At 58.8% G+C, this 19,432-nt stretch carries 11 protein-coding genes; 7 read left to right on the top strand and 4 right to left on the bottom strand.

All coding sequences use genetic code 11. The annotated features are described in order from the left end of the window. The first annotated feature begins 80 nt into the window (after positions 1 to 80). The 4 genes from F550_RS0101415 (at position 81) to F550_RS0101395 (ending at position 7,583) form a co-directional block, all read left to right on the top strand. Entirely contained in the window at positions 81 to 1,268 is a 1,188-nt protein-coding gene (locus tag F550_RS0101415; RefSeq protein ID WP_233348972.1) for an FAD-dependent oxidoreductase, read from the top strand. Between the two features lie 65 nt (positions 1,269 to 1,333). Then, the gene (locus F550_RS0101410) at positions 1,334 to 3,721 is read left to right on the top strand and encodes a transketolase (protein ID WP_018146737.1); all 2,388 of its coding nucleotides are present in this window, start codon (positions 1,334 to 1,336) and stop codon (positions 3,719 to 3,721) included. Positions 3,722 to 3,952: 231 nt separating this feature from the next. Then, positions 3,953 to 6,085: a hypothetical protein gene (locus F550_RS19055; RefSeq protein ID WP_156807782.1), complete on the top strand. Its 2,133-nt coding sequence runs from the start codon at positions 3,953 to 3,955 to the stop codon at positions 6,083 to 6,085. A 49-nt stretch (positions 6,086 to 6,134) separates the two neighbouring features. Beyond that, positions 6,135 to 7,583, top strand: a complete 1,449-nt coding sequence (locus F550_RS0101395; protein WP_018146734.1) for an AMP-binding protein — start codon at positions 6,135 to 6,137, stop codon at positions 7,581 to 7,583. 5 nt (positions 7,584 to 7,588) lie between these two features. On the opposite strand, the gene F550_RS0101390 is transcribed toward F550_RS0101395, so the two are convergent. The 3 genes from F550_RS0101390 to F550_RS16520 all read right to left on the bottom strand — a co-directional run bounded on the left by F550_RS0101390 (position 7,589) and on the right by F550_RS16520 (position 11,164). After that, complete coding sequence (locus tag F550_RS0101390; RefSeq protein ID WP_018146733.1) at positions 7,589 to 9,106, bottom strand: MFS transporter; 1,518 nt, start codon at positions 9,104 to 9,106, stop codon at positions 7,589 to 7,591. Positions 9,107 to 9,314: 208 nt separating this feature from the next. After that, complete coding sequence (locus F550_RS0101385) at positions 9,315 to 10,115, bottom strand: DUF4198 domain-containing protein (RefSeq protein WP_018146732.1); 801 nt, start codon at positions 10,113 to 10,115, stop codon at positions 9,315 to 9,317. Then, positions 10,112 to 11,164: a DUF6607 family protein gene (locus F550_RS16520; RefSeq protein ID WP_018146731.1), complete on the bottom strand. Its 1,053-nt coding sequence runs from the start codon at positions 11,162 to 11,164 to the stop codon at positions 10,112 to 10,114. The genes F550_RS0101385 and F550_RS16520 overlap by 4 nt, the downstream gene beginning before the upstream one ends. A 140-nt stretch (positions 11,165 to 11,304) precedes the next feature. Here F550_RS16520 and F550_RS0101375 point away from each other — a divergent pair, with 140 nt between their 5' ends. The 3 genes from F550_RS0101375 (at position 11,305) to F550_RS0101360 (ending at position 18,728) form a co-directional block, all read left to right on the top strand. Then, a complete protein-coding gene (locus F550_RS0101375; RefSeq protein ID WP_018146730.1) occupies positions 11,305 to 13,470 on the top strand; it encodes a TonB-dependent hemoglobin/transferrin/lactoferrin family receptor in 2,166 nt (721 codons plus the stop codon). A 149-nt stretch (positions 13,471 to 13,619) separates the two neighbouring features. Next, positions 13,620 to 15,827, top strand: a complete 2,208-nt coding sequence (gene uvrB, locus F550_RS0101370; RefSeq protein WP_018146729.1) for an excinuclease ABC subunit UvrB — start codon at positions 13,620 to 13,622, stop codon at positions 15,825 to 15,827. A gap of 837 nt (positions 15,828 to 16,664) precedes the next feature. Then, a complete protein-coding gene (locus F550_RS0101360) occupies positions 16,665 to 18,728 on the top strand; it encodes an ATP-binding protein (protein WP_018146727.1) in 2,064 nt (687 codons plus the stop codon). Positions 18,729 to 18,823: 95 nt separating this feature from the next. Here F550_RS0101360 and F550_RS18300 read toward each other — a convergent pair whose 3' ends face one another. Continuing rightward, the gene (locus F550_RS18300) at positions 18,824 to 19,291 is read right to left on the bottom strand and encodes a thermonuclease family protein (RefSeq protein ID WP_083910890.1); all 468 of its coding nucleotides are present in this window, start codon (positions 19,289 to 19,291) and stop codon (positions 18,824 to 18,826) included. Between the last annotated feature and the right edge of the window lie 141 nt (positions 19,292 to 19,432).

Here is a 19,432-nt window from a genome sequence, read left to right as displayed (position 1 = left end):
TGCTCAATTTGTGCCATCGGTGTCGTCTGCGATGACACCGCCAAACAATCAGGTCAGTGTGAGATGCAATGACGCGCTCGATGAGCATCGGTATATGTGGGGCAGGCATTGGCGGGCTCGCCGCCAGCATCTTGCTGGCGCGCGCGGGCCATCGTGTGACGCTGATTGATCGTTTCGATGAGCCAGGGCCCGTCGGATCAGGCCTTATGCTTCAGGCGACTGGTCTGGCTGTCCTCGCCGAACTCGGCCTGACGCAGGAGATCGAGCAGCATTCCAGTCAACTGACACGCCTCTGGGGACTTAGCACGCCATCTGGGCGCACGGTCCTCGATGTCCGCTTCGAAAAGCTGAGGCCCGGACTGGTCGGCCTCGGCATTCAGCGACCGACCTTGTTTGGCGTGCTTCACAAGGCGGCGATCAAAGAAGACATAGACCTCGTGACGTCCAGAGAGATTACCGGTGCCTGCGCTCAAACGGGCGAAATCCAGTTCAGGGCTGGGCCGCCCCTGCCGGGCTTCGACCTTGTCATCGACGCGATGGGTGTGCGCTCACCTCTGACGCGCGCGCCGCGCCGTGAACTCACCTATGGCGCGCTTTGGACGACGCTGGACTGGCCGGACGCCAGCCCTTTCAAGGCTGACGCGCTCGAACAGCGATACCGCGGCGCCCGCCAGATGGCAGGCGTGATGGCATCTGGACGCCGCACACCGAATGGACCTCAAAGCCTCACCTATTTCTGGTCGATCCGCGGTGACAGCGAGGCGGCATGGCGATCCGCGCCCCTCGATGACTGGAAGCGGGACGCCCGCGCGCTCTGGCCCGAGACCGAGATGCTGCTCGACCAGATCACCCACCATGATCAACTTACCTTTGCGCGCTATCGCCACCGCACTCACCGCCGCCCCGTCAGCGGCCCATGCCTGGTTCATATCGGCGATGCGTGGCATGCCGCCTCGCCGCAACTTGGCCAAGGCGCCAACATGGCGCTGCTCGATGCCTATGCCTTGTCTCTCGCCCTCGAACGCAGCGCCGACACGCCCACAGCACTTGCCGCCTATCGGAAACTCCGCACCAGCCATGTCCGCCTCTACCAGCTGATGAGCTGGCTGTTTACGCCGGTCTATCAGGGTGACGGGCGTCTCGCCCCGCTCATCCGCGACTATCTCGCCGCACCGGTCAGCCGCATTCCGCCCGCCCCGAAGGCCCTCGCCGCCATGGTCAGCGGCGCCTTCGGGTCACCGCTGAAACGCCTCAGTCTCAGGTCCTGATCTGGACCCGGCACGGCACCCATGCGAAACCCGCCCAAAGAAAGTTGCAAATGCAAAGGCCAGTCATGACCGCCGATCTCGATCATCTCAAAACCATCGAACAGCGCCTGCTCTGGCTCTCTGCCTGGACGGTCCACAACGCCAACAATATCCGCAAGAAAGAAGACGGCGGCATCAAGGTCGGCGGGCACCAGGCCTCCTGCGCTTCCATGGTGCCGATCATGACGGCGCTCTATTTCAATACGCTGAAACCCGAAGACCGCGTCGCCGTGAAACCGCACGCCTCGCCTGTCTTCCATGCCATGCAATACATTATGGGCAACCAGACCCGCGAGAAGCTGGAAACCTTTCGCGGCTGGGGCGGCGCGCAATCCTATCCGAGCCGCACCAAGGACACCGACGATGTCGACTTCTCGACCGGCTCGGTCGGGCTCGGCGTCGCGGCGACCGCCTTCAACTCTCTGGTTCAGGACTATATCGCCGCCAAGAACTGGCTGGGCGACAAACCCCTCGGCCGTCAGGTCGCGCTCGTCGGCGACGCCGAGCTCGACGAAGGCAATGTCTATGAATGCCTGCAGGAAGGCTGGAAGCACGACCTTCGCAACACCTGGTGGATCATCGATTACAATCGCCAGAGCCTCGACGGCGTCGTCCATGAAGGCCTCTGGGAGAAGATCGACGCCATCTTCAAGGCCTTCGGCTGGCGCACCGTCGTGCTCCGCCACGGCGTCCTTCAGCGCGAAGCCTTCGAGGAGCCGGGCGGCGAAGCCCTGAGGGAATGGATCCAGAACTGCCCCAACATGGATTACTCCGCCCTCACCTACAAAGGCGGCAAAGCCTGGCGCAAACGCCTGATGAACGACATTGGCGACCAGGGTGAGGTCTCGCAGCTTCTCGACAAGCGCTCCGACGAAGAACTGGACGCCCTGATGAACAATCTCGGCGGCCAGTGCCTCGCCACCCTCACCGAAGCCTTCGACAACGTCACCGACGACAAGCCGACCGTCTTCCTCGCCTACACCATTAAAGGCTGGCAAACCCCGCTCGCCGGTCACAAGGACAATCATGGCGGCTTCATGAACAACCCCCAATTCGCCGACTTCCAGAAACGCATGGGCGTGCCGGAAGGCGAGGAATGGGACAAGTTCGCCACCGTCGACGACGAAGCCAGCCTCCAGAAATTCCTCGATCAAGTCCCCTTCTTCGCAGAGGGCACGCGCCGTTATTCCGCGCCGGAGATCAAATCCCCCGGCCCCGTCTGGCTCGATGACCGCGAGCTTGCGACGCAGGCCGGCTTCGGCAAGATCCTCGACGGCCTTGCCCGCGGCACCTCGGACCTCGCCGATCACATCGTCACCATGTCGCCGGACGTTACCAGCTCCACCAACCTCACCGGCTGGGTCAATCGCCGCTCGCTCTTTGCCCGCCGGGAGGTCTCGGACACCTTCAAGGAACAGTCGATCCCGTCTGCGCAGAAGTGGGAATTCTCTCCCAACGGCCAGCATTTCGAGCTTGGCATCGCAGAGATGAACCTCTTCCTCCTGCTCGGTCAGGCAGGTCTCGCCCATAGCCATTTCGGCCAGCGTCTCATCCCGATCGGCACACTGTACGATCCGTTCATCGCGCGCGGCCTCGATGCGCTCAACTATGCCTGCTATCAGGACGCCCGGTTCATTGTGGCCGGCACCCCGTCCGGCATAACGCTTGCCCCCGAAGGCGGCGCCCACCAGTCTGTCGGCACGCAGCTTATCGGCATGAGCCAGGACGGCCTTGTCAGCTTCGAGCCCGCCTTCCTCGATGAGCTCTCCATCATCATGGACTGGAGCTTCGACTACCTCCAGCGCTCCGGCGAGAACGACCCGGATGAGCGTACATGGCTGCGCGATGAGACCGGCGGCTCAGTCTATCTCCGCCTCTCCACCCGCCCCATCGAACAGCTCGGCCCCCGCAACCGCGACGATGCAGAGTTCCGGCGCGGCGTCGTCGACGGCGCCTACTGGCTGCGTGAACCGGGGCCAAACTGCGAAGTCGTCATCGCCTATCAGGGCGTCATCGCCCCCGAAGCCATCGAAGCGGCGGGCCGCATCGGCAATGATCGCCGCGACATCGGCGTCCTCGCTGTCACCTCCGCTGACCGCCTCAACTCAGGCTGGACCGCCGCCCGCCGCGCCCGCGCCCGCGGCCACACCAGCGCCGTCAGCCAGATCGAGCGCCTGATGGCAAAGGTCCCCCGCGACGCAACCCTCATCACCGTCACCGATGGGCACCCGGCAACTCTCGCCTGGATCGGCTCCGTCGCCGGCCACATGACCGCGCCCCTCGGCGTCGAACACTTCGGCCAGACCGGCACCATCCCCGACCTGCACAGACACTACCAGATCGACACGGACGCGATTGTGAACGCGGCGAACCATCTGAGCGCGGGGCGGCGCATCAGGCTATCAAAGCCCTGACACCCAAAGCCCGTCATCCCGGTTTCCGCAAAGCGGAAGACCGGGACCCAGCGAAACCAGACGCCGCGCACGCAGCTCTTGGTCCCGGCTTTCCTGCGGGTCTACTTTAACCGCCTCAAAGCCAAGACGTTGAGAGAGATCGAATAGGCTTGGGAACCACCAGCACTGTTAAGTTAACTTGGGCACAATCCCCAAAGTCGCGCAACTTTCGCTTCTAGTTGAAAGGTGCGTGTGAAATCATCGCCGATGATGGCTGATGATTCGAGCAAAATAGCACTTCAACCTGCGCTAACTTCGTCTCAATTAAAGTACGCATTGAAGCGCTCAAAAGATCTCAACTCAGAAATCTGGGGCAAACCATCTGAATTAGGTTCAGAGTCATCTGCCTTCAGAAGTGCAGAGAAGCACTGGTTGCGTCTACTCAGCTTCCAAATTCCGGTGCCAAACGAGGATAAGGCGACTTTCGCCGAAGCAACGCGGCTTGCTTGGTGGGCCTGTTGGCGAGCTAGAGACTACACTGTGCCCGGAATTCACCGGCGCTTAAACAAGATGAACCTTTCCTCAAACGAGATCCACGTATGGCTTAACAGTGCAAGCGACAGAGTAAAAATTTGTGGAGGCGAATGGCCGATTAGTCATATTCCCCTTGGTTTCTTGGAGGAAGACCAGCTTTCGGAAGCCCAACGCCAAATCTCTCATCTCCATAAGCGGCGGTTTACTCAGGATGTGCGAGCACTTCTGGATCGGTTCGCAGAAGGCGCAATAATCAATAATTTCCGAGATCCGGAGAGGAGGCTCAGTTGGCAAGAAAGTTACACGGCGAACTGGTGCGTTTTTGATGAAAGCGGACCCGATGTGCATTCTCCCGAGAACTGTTATTTTACCGACCAAGCGGGAGCGCCGCAGGCAACCATTGTAGGCAGCGCTACACAAACCCTTTCGGAATGTCCGATAGAGATCAAGGGATTCACAGAAACCTCTAAGCTGCGTTCCTGTCGGTTTTCTAATGGACTTTTAATGCGGTCAGGGAGGTTTAGAGAAAGCTTTGATTTCCCTGATTCAATTGAGACAGGAATTGGACTTACCTTTGTCTCTAGTACTATCCAACGCTCGCTAAACTTCAAAGCACACAGCGGAATACGCTCTTTAAATTTTATCGGCACTGGAGGCGGCACCATTCAAATTGCTGATCAAACTCTAGTATCGTTGACGCTGAATAGCATGCCTTCCGAATCAAGATTGGCGCTTTGTTCAATTCGAAAGGCTGAGATCGCATTGCTTACCGTGCAGGGCAGTCGCCTCGAAACATTGTGCCTTGAGCAGTCCATATTGAAGGAATGCTTGGAGGCACAGAATAGCACGATCCAATCGATCACTTTTGATCGCGTAAGGTTTCTAGATAGCGCCCGCGGGCTGAATGGTAGAGAATCTTCCATTGAGCGCACGCTAAAGATTTCTGACTGTGAATTTGCTGGAGAAGTAGACCTTACGGACGCCCGTATCGGGACACTGGTCGCAAACACTGATTCCGAGGTAAGTAAAAATCAGTTCCATAGAGCGTTCATTGCTCGCTCTACTCGCGATGACACGAAGCCATCTATCGGTCATGTCGATGTCCGAAATTCTGAATTTTGGGATGAGGTTACCTTCGAAAACCGGGAGTTTCGTGAGCGAACCGCGTTTGAAGATTGCTTGTTTCATCGCGCTCCACGCTTCCAATCCTGCACCTTCAATTTTGACACCAGTTTCCGCAGGACGAAATTTGACTGGAAACCTTTCGTGCTCGCTGAGTCAGGTCGAAAACGAGACGATAGACTAAGTGTGACAGAAGGTTCGTTTCGGACACTCGCCAAGCACATGGAAACAATCAAAGCAAACGACTACCAGTCCAAATTTCACACTGAACAACTTAAAGCTCGCTTCATGCGAACCGATGAGGGAGAGGTTTCCAAATCGGAGAAGTTCTTCGCATCCGGATACTCGTTTCTCTCAAGCTATGGCAGCAACTTCGTTAGACCCGTGCTTTTGCTTGGAGCGCTGTGGTTTGTCACTGCTGCCCTCTATTTTTTGATAGCTATCTGCACCGGCCTGACTGGTTCGACGCAGCTTGTTGCGAATTCTGGAATTTTAGGTCTCACGCTCACTTTTCGACCCTTTTTTGTGTTCAACCCGCTCTTTGGACGCGAAGGGCTCGACACTTGCGGCTTAGAAGAAGGCCTATGCGGCTCAGTTCAGTTGGCGGCTCATCTCACGCAAAGCTATGAATTGGGATTTAAGCTTGTTGGGACGGTGCACAGCCTGCTCTCGACACTCCTCATTTTTCTGTTTTTGTTGGCGCTTAGGCGGAAGTTTCAACTAAGCTAGCACCCAAGAACGGGCCGCATCAGACGGCCCGCACCAGAGGAAACCGCCCATGCCTGTCCTGTCGCTCTCGCGCATTCTTGCCCATTGGGCGGCCATCCAGCCGGACCGAGTCGCTGTCGATCATGAGGGTGACCAGATCAGCTGGGCCGAACTTGATGCGCGCACCAACCGGCTGGCGCGAGCCTATGCGGCGCTCGGCGTCACCCAGGACAGTTTCGTCACCATCGCGCTGCCCAACAGCCTCGAATTCTTCGAGGCCTGCTTTGCCGCCTGGAAGCTTGGCGCGACGCCGCAGCCTGTCTCTGCCCGCCTGCCAAAGTATGAGCGCGACCAGATCGTCGAGCTCGGTAAGCCCGCGCTTGTGGTTGGCGTTGCCGACGGCGAATACGCGCCGACCCCGTCCGTCCCGGCTGGCTACACGCCGGACGCCTCCCTGCCTGATACCGAACTGCCGGAGAAGACCGCCGCCTCCTTCAAGGCGATGACCTCAGGCGGCTCTACGGGCCGGCCAAAGCTCATCGTCTCGAAGCTGCCGGCGCAGTGGGACACGGAGATGGATTTCCTCGAAATCCGCACGCAGGGCTCGATGCTGATCCCCGGCCCGCTCTACCATAATGGCCCTTTCATGTGGGCCGTGATCGCCCTCTTCAAAGGCGCGAGCGTCGCTGTCACCACCCGCTTCGATGCCGAGAAGACGCTGGAGCTGATCGACCGGGTGAAGCTCGAAACCGCCTATATGGTGCCAACCATGATGCGCCGGATCTGGGCTCTGCCGGATGAGGTGCGCACCCGCTATGACGTCTCGAGCCTCAATGCGCTCTGGCACCTTGCCGCCCCCTGCCCGCCCTGGCTGAAGGAGGCCTTCATCGAGTGGCTGGGCCCGGAGGTCATCTGGGAGCTTTATGGCGGCACAGAGGGTCAGGGCTCGACCACGATACAGGGCACCGAATGGCTGACGCATAAGGGCAGCGTCGGGCGGCCGGTCGAGAGCTGCGAGATGAAGATATTCGGCGAGGATGGGCAGGAAGTCCCGACCGGCGAGGTGGGCGAAGTGTTCCTGCGCCCGCTCGCGGGACAAGGCAGTTCCTACTATTATCTCGGCGCCGAAGCCAAGGCGATCGAGGGCGGCTGGGAGAGCCTTGGCGACATGGGCTGGATGGACGCCGACGGCTATCTCTACCTCACCGACCGCAAGTCAGACATGATCATCGTCGGCGGCGCGAACATCTATCCGGCAGAGGTCGAGGCCGCGCTTGATGCATTCGAAGGTGTGCGCAGCTCTGCCGTCATCGGCCTGCCGGATGAGGATATGGGGTCGCGCCTCCACGCCATTATCGACATGCCCAAGGGTGACCTGGACGAGGCCGCCCTCACCGCGCATCTGCGCGAGCGCCTCGTCACCTACAAACAGCCAAAATCCATCGAGCTTGTCCGCGAACCCCTACGCGACGACGCTGGCAAAACGAGGCGCAAGGCTCTGCGCGAAGCGCGGCTCTAGCAATCTCAGTCGCTCGCTGAAGGCGCGCCCGCTTCTCTTGTTGCGGCCAGCCGTGCCGCGCGCCGTTCAAGGCTGGCGCGAAGGCGCGCATGACGCTCAGGCGTCAGCGGATAGCTCCAGATGAGCGGCACAGCGAGGCTGTAAAGCGCAATCGGGCCGAGGCAGTAGACCAGGCGGAGCGCCAGTACGCCCTCTTCTGCCGAGGCGGCGGCGCCCATCGCCTGATAGCCCAGCAGGCCCACAATATTGAGCGCGATGCCGGTGAATATCGCCGCCGCCAGCTTCTCCGACAGGCCGATGACCGCGAAGTAGGCGCCAGCCCGCCGCCCGCCAGACCGCGCGCTGTCGACATCCACCACATCGGCAAGCATCGCGAGCGGCAGGAACTGAAGCCCGCCGAATGCGAAACCTTTCATCAGGAAGAGGCAGAAGAAAGCGAAATAGTCGCCATAACCGAGGAACAGGTTTGCCGCGCTCACAAAGCTGACAAACCCCAGAGTGCCTAGGAAGGCACGGTGCTTGCCGACCTTTCGCCCCATCCACAGCCAGAACGGAATCGCCGCAATCCCGGCCACGAAATAGAGAAAATACGCCGCCCCGATTGTCGGGATGCCGACGATATCGCGAATAAAAAACAGGGAAACCGCGTTGCGCAGGCTCTCCCCGGCGACCACCAGGAAGGCGATCATCAGGACCCGGCGCATCGGTCCGTTGCGCCACATATGCCGGAAGCCTTCAATAACCGGCACCCGCTCACGAGCGGCCGGCGGGGGCTCCTTCACCGTCGTGACCACCAGCAGCGTCAGAAGTGGCACCGCGACAATGATCGTAATGGCGAGCCAGTAGAGAACCGGCCGCACAAGCGCAGAACGATCGCTCGGCACCCGGTTCATGATATCGCCGGAAAAGGCGCCAATCATGTCGCGCCACATGGCCGCGAAGACTTCGACCACGGCGCCGCCATCGGCGAGGATCTCCACCACCATCGGCACGGCCGCAGCAAGCAACAGACCGCCAAGAACAAAGAACTCCCGCACGGCCGTTACCCGGCTGCGGACATGATAATCGGCAGAGAGCTCTGCCCCCCAGGCCCGGAAGGGGATCTGGATCATTGTCGCCGACGCGAAAAAAGCGGTAAGCCAGCAAAGCAGATAGAGCACCCCGGCCCCGTCAGGCGGTACGAACAGGAACCACGCCGACACCATGAGGCAAGGCGCCCCGAGCACCATATAAGGCTTGCGCCGACCGAACCGCGTGCGCCCCCGGTCGGAAATCTCTCCCATGAGCGGGTCGGTAAAGACGTCGGTGAAGCGCGCCAGCATCAGGAGTGTGCCAACGAGCGCAAGGCTCCCGAGGCTCGCACCATAATGAGCGGGCAGCCAGATCGCGAGCGGATAGCCATAGATCGCAAGCGGGATCGCCAGCGAGCCATGCAGATAGATCGCGCGTCGTCTCAGCCCGTCATGTGCTGACGGAGATGTCGCAGCCGCGATCGGCGCAGCCTCAGGGTCCACAATCGCCATGGCACCGTTTCCTCCCGACGTGTGCCTTTTTTGTACTCGCAGGCACATCGCTCAGTGCCCACTCGACGGTCTTGCACCGCCCCTGTCAATCCCGATCCGGAAAACCTCGCACGAACGTGATGCTGCTGCGGACTACCTGGCCCGCGAGGGACCCGCTCATGACGCCGCCTCTGTAGTAAATGGTCCAGCATCAGGTCGAGAGGTGTCGCTACTCAGCCGCCTCAACGAGCAGCGTCAGCGTGGTCGTATAGCTGCGCACATCAGTCTCGGCCCCCTCAGGTGAGAGCGCGATGTGCCGGACCATAAGCAGGTACTCGCCCGGCGCTGACGCGGTAAATGCAAGGCGGCCGCCCTCATCGGTCTTCAAAGCCGTGTCCGGCTCGCCCTCATCCCGGCTAGAGCCAGGCGAAAAGAGTGTAACGTCATACCCCGCGAGAGGCGCGCCATCGAACAGGAGGTCCGCCTCAAATCTCTCTTCAACGCGAAGATCCGCAGGGTTCGCGCCCGGCCGGATCGCCAGTCTGCCGATTTCACTCTCCAGAGATGCGTGCGGGCCTTCCCCGAGCGCTATGTAAAGGTCTGATACGGTCGCGGTCTGCGAGCTCAGAACATCTGCGCGGTCTGGCAGCGTTTCCTTGTCCAGACCATCGCGGCCAAGCAGGAAATACGCACCATCAATCAGGGCAACCTCGCCCTTGCGGCCGAGACGTTCGCCGGAGGAGAAACGGTAGAGGCCGCCCTTCTCGACCGTCGCCTCCAGAATGGTTCTGTCAGGACGCTCCGCCAGTCGGCCGAATTCTGCCGTCTCTCCATCTGGCATGATGATGATCCACGCGTCTGAAGTGAGCCCAATTTCCATCTGGGGGAAGTCATCGCTGAATGTTGCATGGAAGAGGATCTTCCCCGCATCATCGGGACTGTCCGTGATCGGAACGATGAAGCCAGCATGGGCAAAAGCCGGGGCTGCAAAGACGAGCGTCGCAGCCCCAAGAATAAGCGATCGGATCATCCCTGGTCCCCAGCAGCCGAATGGTCTGCCGAATGCAGTCGATCAGCAAGCTCGCCGATATCTGGCGTCACAAAGCTGCGGATGACTGACCGCGCCTCGCTGATGGCCGACGCGGTATCGCGCTCACCTTCCTGCACCTCATTCGCAAGGCCAAGTAGCGGATTATACAGGGCTTCGGTTTCGCCTTTTATGGTGATGGCAAAACGCGGGTATTCCGCTTCGATCTCCGCCCACTCATCGCGCACGCCCGCCCAATAGTCTTCGGTCGCAGACCAGTAGGCATCGCCTACAGCCACCTCGAAATCAGAGCTGCGCCGGTAGGTGTTCACCCCGATTTCACGGACCAGCGCCTGCGGCTCTCCGGCCAGGATCAGCTTGGAATTATCCTGCTCATGCACCCAGCCGTCGGGCGTCAACGCGTGACGATTGACGGCATCGACCGCATGATAGTCATCACGCGTCGTCATATCGCGGCGCGGCAGCGGGCGCCATTCGGCCGGCGGGGTCCACTCGGCAATTCCGTCCTCATACGTCCAGTCGCCCACCGCGCCATAGCGCGGCGCGTCATCGACCTGATACACCGTCTGCGACCAGGCGCCTTCGCGCTCACCGGTTGGCACATCGCGCCATTCCCACGCATTGCCGCCAATGAAAACCAGAACCCGCTGCGGCTCATACCGCCAGTCCTGACGCCAGTGCTTCACCACGATGGGCGCGTCTTCAGGTCCGACCACAAGAATGTGCTGCAGGCTGATGAAGTCGCCCGTGTCTTCGACCACCCGGACGATCTCATTGCCGCCTGACAGTTTGCGGTCCTTCAGCTCATAGCCCTCCACAAAGGGCACGGTCTCGATGAAATCGAATGTGACCTTGTAGTCCCCCGCCATCGCCAGAACCGATTGCCGGTCGCGCTCGAAACTGGCTGCCTCTTCTCCCGCAGACAACACCTCTGAAGAGCGGGTCTGGCCGGCAGCGGCACCGCTCGCTGCACAGGATGTCAGTAAGAAAGCTGCGCAGGCGAGCGCGCTGAATGAAGCCGAATTTCGCATAGTCTTATCCCTCTTGGCTGGCCCCACTGAAGAGCCTTAGCCCCCCTTTGATAATGATAGTGAGAATCATTTGCAATACTCGAAAGCCTATGCAATGAGAGCGACTGCAAATCATTCTCAAGTAATCATGAGGGGAAGTCATGAAGTTTACAAGCCACCATAGCCTGAGAGCCGGCCTGCTGATGGGCACAGCACTCGTCCTGTCGGCCCCTGCCTTGGCGCAGAGCCCGGACGTGTCCGACGACGAGGAACGCCGCGAGGAGACCGTGACCGTCTACGGCACCTCCAACCCCATCCCGGTCTTCGACTATCCCGGCCAGGTCAGCGTCATTACGCGCGATGACCTCGACACCTTCGCCCCCTCTACTGTCTCGGATGCCTTGCGCGATGTGCCGGGTTTGGACTTCGCAGGCGGCCCACGCCGGACGGGCGAGCTGCCCAGCATCCGCGGCCTCTCGGGTCAGAATGTCCTCATCCTCGTCGATGGTGCGCGCCAGAGCTTTACCTCGGCCCATGATGGCCGCTTCTTTCTCGACCCTGAACTGATCGGAAAGGCGGAAGTCGTCAAAGGCCCCGCCTCCGCGCTCTACGGGTCTGGCGCCGTCGGCGGCGTCCTCGCCTTCGAAAGTGTCGATGCAGCAGACTTCCTCGCAGAAGACCAGACCATGGGCGCCCGTATCCGGCTCGGCTATCAGAGCGTCAATGAAGAGACCCTCGCCACCCTCTCCGGCTTTACGCGCCAGGGCAAGTTCGACGGCGTCGCGAGCATTGGCCTGCGCCAGTCTGGCGATATCGAGCTTGGCTCGGGCGCGTCCCTGCCCTCCGATGACGATATCCAGTCCGCCCTCCTCAAGGGCAGCTACGCGCTGACCGACGCCCTCAACCTCGAAGCCTCATGGCAACGTTTCGACAATACAGCGATTGAACCGAACAACGGACAGGGCACCGCTGGCACCGGCGACACCGTACTCGACCGCGATGTCGAAAAGGACATCGTCACTGACACCTACCGCGCCGCCATCACCTTCAATCCCGCCAGCAATAACTGGATCGACACGACCCTGACGGCCTATCAGACTGACAGCAAGGTCGATGAGTTCGACCAGACTGTCCCGCGCACGATCTCGCGAGATATTGAAACGACGGGCTTCAGCGTCCGCAACGCGTCCCGCTTCACGCTTGGCCAGAGCGAGAACACCATCACCATCGGCGTAGACTGGTATGAAGACGAACAGGTCGGCACTGACGATCAAACCGTAACAGGCACGCGGAACGGCGTTCCGGACGGCATGAGCGAGTTTACTGGCGTCTTCGCACAGCTTGAATCCGTCATCGCCACACAGTTCGGTGAACTCCTCATCGTGCCCGGCGTGCGGTTCGATGAGTTCGAAAGCTCATCCTCTGTGTCGGTCGGCCAGACGAATTCTGACGATGCCGTTTCTCCGCGCTTCGCAGCCAGTTTCGAGCCGGCCGGCGCGACATGGTTTCGTGCGTTCGGCTCATATTCCGAAGGCTTCCGTGCACCGTCCGTGAACGAGCTTTATCTCGATGGTGTGCACTTCTCGGTGCCGCATCCCATCCTGTTCAACCCTGCTCGTGGTTCATTCGTCTTCGTGAACAACAATTTCATCCCGAACCCGGACCTCGTTCCGGAAAAGACCGAAACGGTAGAATTTGGCGCAGGGATCGATTTCCGCGATGTCTGGACCAGCCGCGACCGCCTTCAAGGCAAGCTCAGCTATTTCGAGACGGACGCGCAGGACCTCATCAACCTCTCGGTCGATTTCGCCTACGACCCGACCTGCTTTGCGCCGCCTGCCTTTCAGCCCTGCACAGCTGGCACGACCAATTCGGCCAATGTCGACTCTGCGCAGATCGAAGGCTGGGAAGGCGAACTTCGCTACGACTCAGAGCGCTTCTTCAGCCAGGCGACCCTCTCCATCATCGAAGGGACCGACAATTCTGACGGCTCCGACCTTGGCTCGCTGACGGCGGACAGGCTGGCGCTGAACTTTGGTGTGAAAATGCCGGAGTGGAACAGCCGCATCGGTTCCCGCATCCAGATCGCCGACGATTTCGAACGCCGCGAAGCCGATGGCGCGGGCGGCTTCACCATTGCCGAACAGCGAGACGGCTATGTCGTCGTCGACCTCTATGCCAGCTGGTCGCCCTCATTCGCCGAGAACGTCCGCCTGGACGTCGGTATCGATAACATCTTCGAGCACGACTATGACCGCGTCTTCGAGGGTGTGTCGGAGCCGGGCCGCAACTTCAAGGCCGCCCTTTCCTGGCAGTTCGGCGTATAAATTACGGCGCGGCGACACCCGCGCCCCTCTCATCTCGGACCAGGCGGACCAGCCCTCTCCAGCCATGGCGAGGGCCGGTTCATGCCGCCTGCACCCCACCGCACACATAGCCCTTTACGCGCCCCCCACCCTGCCCCATCTTCCCGTTCATGGCTCGTTCTCCTTCTTCCGGCGTCGCTGATGCAGGCGCAACCTTCAACTGGTCCGGTGCCGCGCGCGATGCGTCGGGGCAGCTCCCATCCGATAACTGGACCCCGCACCGTCCCGACAGGCGCTGGGAAAAGATCGAGGGCGGCAAGCGTTTCCGCGTCGCCTCCGACTATGAGCCCGCCGGCGACCAGCGCACCGCCATCCCCGAACTCGTCGAAGGCATCCAGCAGGGCGAGCGCGACCAGGTCCTTCTCGGCGCGACCGGCACGGGCAAGACCTTCACCATGGCCAAGGTCATCGAGGCGGTCCAGCGCCCCGCCCTCATCCTCGCGCCCAACAAGACGCTCGCGGCCCAGCTCTATGGCGAGATGAAATCCTTCTTCCCGGACAATGCGGTGGAGTATTTCGTCTCCTATTACGACTACTACCAGCCCGAAGCCTACGTCCCCCGCTCGGACCTCTATATCGAGAAGGAATCCTCCATCAACGAGGCGATCGACCGGATGCGCCACTCGGCCACCCGCGCCATCCTGGAGCGTGACGACGTCATCATCGTCGCCTCCGTCTCCTGCATCTACGGCATCGGCTCGGTCGAGACCTATTCCTCGATGACCTTCAAGCTCGAGGAGGGCCAGCAGATCGACCCGCGCGAGGTCGCCGAGAAACTCGTCGCCCTGCAATACACCCGCAACGACACCGCCTTCCAGCGCGGCAGTTTCCGCCTCAAGGGCGACGTGCTCGACATCTTCCCGGCCCACTATGACGATTGCGCCTGGAAGCTCTCCTTCTTCGGCGACGAGCTGGAAAGCATCGTCGAGTTCGACCCGCTGACCGGCAAGAAGACCGCCGACCTGCCCGCCATCAAGCTCTACGCCAACAGCCACTATGTGACGCCGCGCCCGACGCTCAACGGCGCCATCAGCGGCATCAAGAAAGAGCTGAAGGAAACGCTCGCCCATTTCGAGAAGCACAACAAGCTGCTCGAGGCCCAGCGCATCGAACAGCGCACCACCTATGACATGGAAATGATGGCCGCGACCGGCTCGTGCAACGGCATCGAGAACTATAGCCGCTACCTCACCGGCCGCCTGCCGGGCGAGCCGCCGCCAACCATGTTCGAATACCTGCCGGAAAACGCCCTCGTCTTCGTCGATGAGAGCCACCAGACCGTCCCGCAGATCGGCGCGATGTTCAAGGGCGACTTCAACCGCAAGTCGACCCTCGCCGAATATGGTTTCCGCCTGCCGTCCTGTATCGACAACCGCCCGCTCAAATTCCCCGAATGGGAGGCGATGCGCCCCCAGACCGTTCATGTCTCGGCCACCCCCGGCAAGTGGGAGATGGAGCAGACAGGCGGCATCTTCACCGAACAGATCATCCGCCCCACCGGCCTCATCGATCCGCCGGTCGAAGTCCGCCCCGTCACGGGCACAAAGGACAATGGCAATATCAACCAGGTCGACGACCTCCTCTCAGAGGTCAAGGACGTCGCCGCCAAGGGCTTCCGCTCCCTCGTCACCACTCTGACCAAGAAGATGGCCGAGGACCTCACCGAATACCTGCACGAACAGGGCGTGCGCGTGCGCTACATGCACTCCGACATCGACACGGTGGAGCGGATCGAGATCCTGCGTGACCTCCGCCTCGGAGAGTTCGACGTCCTCGTCGGCATCAACCTCCTGCGCGAGGGGCTCGATATCCCCGAATGCGCCTTTGTCGGCATTCTCGACGCCGACAAGGAAGGCTTCCTGCGCTCGGAAACATCCCTGGTCCAGACCATTGGCCGCGCCGCCCGGAACTCCGAAGCGCGCGTCGTCCTCTATGCCGACAGGATTACCGGCTCCATGGAACGCGCCATGGAAGAGACCCAGCGGCGCCGCGAGAAACAGATCGCCCATAATGAAGAACACGGCATCACGCCGACCACCATTGTCCGCGCCGTCGCCGACATCCTCGCCGACCTCGGCGAAAAGCCAGGCGGCAAGAGCCAGCAGCTTAAGGGCGGCAAATCCCGCCGCCTCCCAGCACGCGGCATGGCCGAAGACGCCGTCGCCAAACTCGAACCCGGCTCAGGCCACAACCTCAAATCCGTCATCGCCAGCATCGAGAAACAGATGCGCGAAGCAGCGGCCAATCTGGAGTTCGAAGAGGCGGCACGCTTGAGGGATGAGTTGAAAGCGCTGCGAGAGGAAGAGCTGGGGCTTTAGGCTGATCCTCATCCTTTGCCTGTCGAAAGATGGAGCATCGCGGCAAGTTCAGCGTCCTCGTTCATCGCGGAATGATCCCGACAAGCGCTTCAGACGCCAATCGTCGGCGAATGATCGACACCTCAACTACACATCGGAACAATCAGTACCAGACCCAAGAAAAATATCAGTACTACCGCACCTAACCAAGAACCGCTAATAGCCGACTTGGGCGTCGAGGGCGGCTTTTCAGCGGTTAGCGGGGTTTCGCGCTTTGCTTCCGCTTTGGCCAAAAAAACTTGGGTCAACTGAGGGTCCGCTACTATTTCACCCTCTTCATTTACTCGCGCATAAGGATGAACTGAAGCCCTAGCCGACTCATACAGACATCGCGCCGTGCATGCCAAACCATCATGTCCTCCATCGTGTAGGATTTTGTTGCACCATATGCATTTTGGCCAATCGTCGTCCAAGATCGCCCCTCCCCTCTGACACCGTCTTTTCAACCTCAATCAACTAAGTATCACCTTCTGCGCAACTAACCAATGCTCCCTATCGTTCAGGAAGAGCGCGGGACCCAGGCGAACTGGGTCCTGACTCTCCCTAAGATCGGCCGGGATGACGAAACTGAGACGTTGAACAAGCGGCCTACGTTGAAGGTAAAAAATCGATCAATAGGATCAATTTTAGGGACTGAGGCGCAGCTTTGGCACGTGCAATGTGCGATCAACCTAATGAACTGAGGTGACCGGGCGGCTCCGCCCCCGCTTCTTGAGGTTGAGCAAGGCTCCCAACTTAGGATTGTCTTTCAAAGACGTATTGGTTCATATTTGAAAATTAAGGGGAGAAAAAGTTCAAATGACCGAGTTAAAAAAGCCCGATATGGCAGCAGTTCTAGAGCGCACTAAAATCGGCTCTGAGCTCGATGACTTTCTAATCCCCATTTATGAGTGCATCTCGAACGCGTTGCACGCTATTGAAGATCGCGGTTTTAGCAATTCTGTGAAGGAGGGCAAAATCCGCATTAACGTCTCAACTGGTGACGACCCTTCAGATTTCGAGATATCAATAAGCGACAATGGAGTTGGCCTCGACGACGTCAATTACCAGCACTTTCTCACTCCCTACTCGGGCCACAAACTGACTCGCAAAGGCAAGGGGGTGGGTCGGTTTATGGCCTTTAAGTGCTTCCAAGACATTGGATACCAATCTCGCTTCCTTTCACCGGGAGTCGCTGGCTCTCGATCCTTCAAGTTCGATATTTATCGATCAGATGACGAAATTTACGACGAAGAAGACGTCACACCGGACATTGACGATATCGGCTGCCGCGTCGCTTATCGAGGCATCAAAGCCAAATTCGCTCACCTGCATAGCAAACTCGAAGGCGAGCTATTTTCGAGTCTTATCGTGTCCCAGTTCGTTTCCTACTTTTTGGAGAATAAAGCTCCCAGTATCGAAATCGATTTCGATGGAACCACTTATAGGGGACGTGACCTCTACACTAAGACATTTACGTTCTCCCAATCAGGTAAGATCAGTGTCGAACTAGGCGGAGAGAATGTAGAACTGGACTACAATATATCTCGTGTAACCAAAGGCCGACAGTTTAAGCATCATTCGCTATTCATGACGGCAGCCAATAGAATTGTAGGCTCTGCACGCAATATTACGGAAAAGGTAGGGGCTCCCCACTTCCAATCAGCAGACGGCTCGCCGTATGTGCTAATAGCTCAGGTTTCGGGGGAATATTTGGATGACCATGTCGATGATTCCCGGACAAAGCTAACTATTTCTCCAGAAGAAATTGGAAGTATTGTTAAAGCTATTGGCGAAGTCATTCTACAAAACGAACGGGACGAAGAAGCAAAGATAAGGGCTCGAAAAGCTCGGGCTGTAACGAGCATCATAAGCATCAACCCGATGCTTCGAATTGGTCTGCGCGGGCATTCAATTGCGGAGTATGTTTCCACCAAACCTAATGGGTGGGATGAAGTTAGATTCGTTGAAGATCTTTCTGTTTCTAAACACAGAGTGGAGAAAGGTTGGTACAAGAAAATAAATTCATTTATCGACAGCCATCAAATAGAAAACAAAGACTACGAGGCTATTTTTGATAACTTAGACGACATACGAAAAAATTCCTTAGCTCAGTATGTTCTACATCGGCAAAAAATCATTGAAGTGACTGATAAAATACGAGGTTTAGACGACGTCGGGAAATTTAAAAAGGAGGACGTAATGCATGAAATTATTATGCGACGTCACTCCGACACCACGGAATTGGGCGTATTAGATTTGAATCTCTGGCTGATAGATGACCGTCTGAGTTTTGTTTCTTATGTATCCAGCGACCGAGTAACTACTGGAAAAGGTCGGCCTAAAGGCAGCAAAATCGCAGATCTAGTGTTTTATGAAGACGGACTAGTGCTTGGCGAAAAATCAGGCTCTCACACACTAATTGTAGAGTTTAAGCGACCTGGTCGTGACGATTACGCGTTTGGGCGCAAAGGATTTGATCCCATACAGCAAGTCTTGGACACTGCTGAATTTATTCGCAACCAAGGTGAGATCGTAGACTTAGATGGAAAAAGCCACCAGCTTCGCGGAAATGCGCCGATCCATGCCTTTGTAATTGATGACCTAAAACCTTCCATGAAGGCTCTGCTCAAGAAGCACGATTTTAGTCATACATGGGATGAGACAGGCTTTTACAGGTATCAATCAGCCTATAACGTTTTCATCGAAGTAATTAGTTATGAGAAAATGATTTTTGACGCCAAGTTACGGAATGCCACTTTCTTTGAATTGTTGATGGGTGACCTTGTGTTACCTGAAACGCTGGGAAGCGAAGCTCACAGCGAAGCCGACAATGACGAAAGCAGCGGAGACTTAGCGGCCGGACGCCCGGTACGAGCTTGACAAAGCCAGTATTGCAAGATGAACTGGCCGAGTAAATTTTATTGTCTAAGTTTATGTTTCTATAGTAAAAATTCGACCACAGCTTTCGAGCATATCTAGAAACACCAGTCCACCTGCTGGCCCTCTTCCAACGGCCGGGCCAGTCCGTCGCGGGATAGCAGCCAGCCCACATGGTCGCCGTCGAGATAGACGTGGGCGCGTAGCCGCCCATAGCGGTCCTGGCCTTCCGGCAGGAACGTCACCTTGCTGCCCGCTTCGAACAGCTCGCGCGCCCGTGCCTCGGTCTTGCGGCCCAGCGCGTCTTCCTCTGGGCATCCGGCTGCATCCCCCGTCTCCGGACTGTCCCACCCGATGAGGCGGAGCCGCACCCGCTCTTCACGGCCGGAGCCCGAAAGCCGCCGCAGCTCGAACGTGTCGCCATCCACGGCGAGCAGGTCGCGCACCGACGCACTGACACACCGCGCCCCCTCGGTCTCGCAGAGATTGGCTGGCTTTTCATAATCCGCCGCGCCGCCGCACCCCGCCAGCAAGACGGCCCCCGCCCCCAGGACTAATCCTCTCATCACCCGGCCCTCTTTTTAAGCTCAGCACCGCAGGCGACACTGGCCGGCCCGGCGGAGCGGGGTCAAGCTTTCTGGTTTTCTGGGTCCCGGTCTTTCGCTTTGCGAAAACCGGGATGACGAAAGTGGAGAGCGACGGAAAAA

It is taken from the genome of Henriciella marina DSM 19595 (genome assembly GCF_000376805.1).
Taxonomy (GTDB): Bacteria; Pseudomonadota; Alphaproteobacteria; order Caulobacterales; family Hyphomonadaceae; genus Henriciella; species Henriciella marina.
Note: the sequence above shows the minus strand (reverse complement) of the source record. Positions and strands in the feature narration are given on the sequence as shown.

Coding starts and splice junctions, on each gene's coding strand:
- F550_RS18300 (WP_083910890.1), bottom strand. CDS start 19,291: ATGAGAGGATTAGTCCTGGGGGCGGGGGCCGTCTTGCTGGCGGGGTGC.
- F550_RS0101390 (WP_018146733.1), bottom strand. CDS start 9,106: ATGGCGATTGTGGACCCTGAGGCTGCGCCGATCGCGGCTGCGACATCT.
- F550_RS16520 (WP_018146731.1), bottom strand. CDS start 11,164: ATGCGAAATTCGGCTTCATTCAGCGCGCTCGCCTGCGCAGCTTTCTTA.
- F550_RS0101375 (WP_018146730.1), top strand. CDS start 11,305: ATGAAGTTTACAAGCCACCATAGCCTGAGAGCCGGCCTGCTGATGGGC.
- uvrB (WP_018146729.1), top strand. CDS start 13,620: ATGGCTCGTTCTCCTTCTTCCGGCGTCGCTGATGCAGGCGCAACCTTC.
- F550_RS0101360 (WP_018146727.1), top strand. CDS start 16,665: ATGACCGAGTTAAAAAAGCCCGATATGGCAGCAGTTCTAGAGCGCACT.
- F550_RS0101385 (WP_018146732.1), bottom strand. CDS start 10,115: ATGATCCGATCGCTTATTCTTGGGGCTGCGACGCTCGTCTTTGCAGCC.
- F550_RS0101410 (WP_018146737.1), top strand. CDS start 1,334: ATGACCGCCGATCTCGATCATCTCAAAACCATCGAACAGCGCCTGCTC.
- F550_RS0101395 (WP_018146734.1), top strand. CDS start 6,135: ATGCCTGTCCTGTCGCTCTCGCGCATTCTTGCCCATTGGGCGGCCATC.
- F550_RS0101415 (WP_233348972.1), top strand. CDS start 81: ATGAGCATCGGTATATGTGGGGCAGGCATTGGCGGGCTCGCCGCCAGC.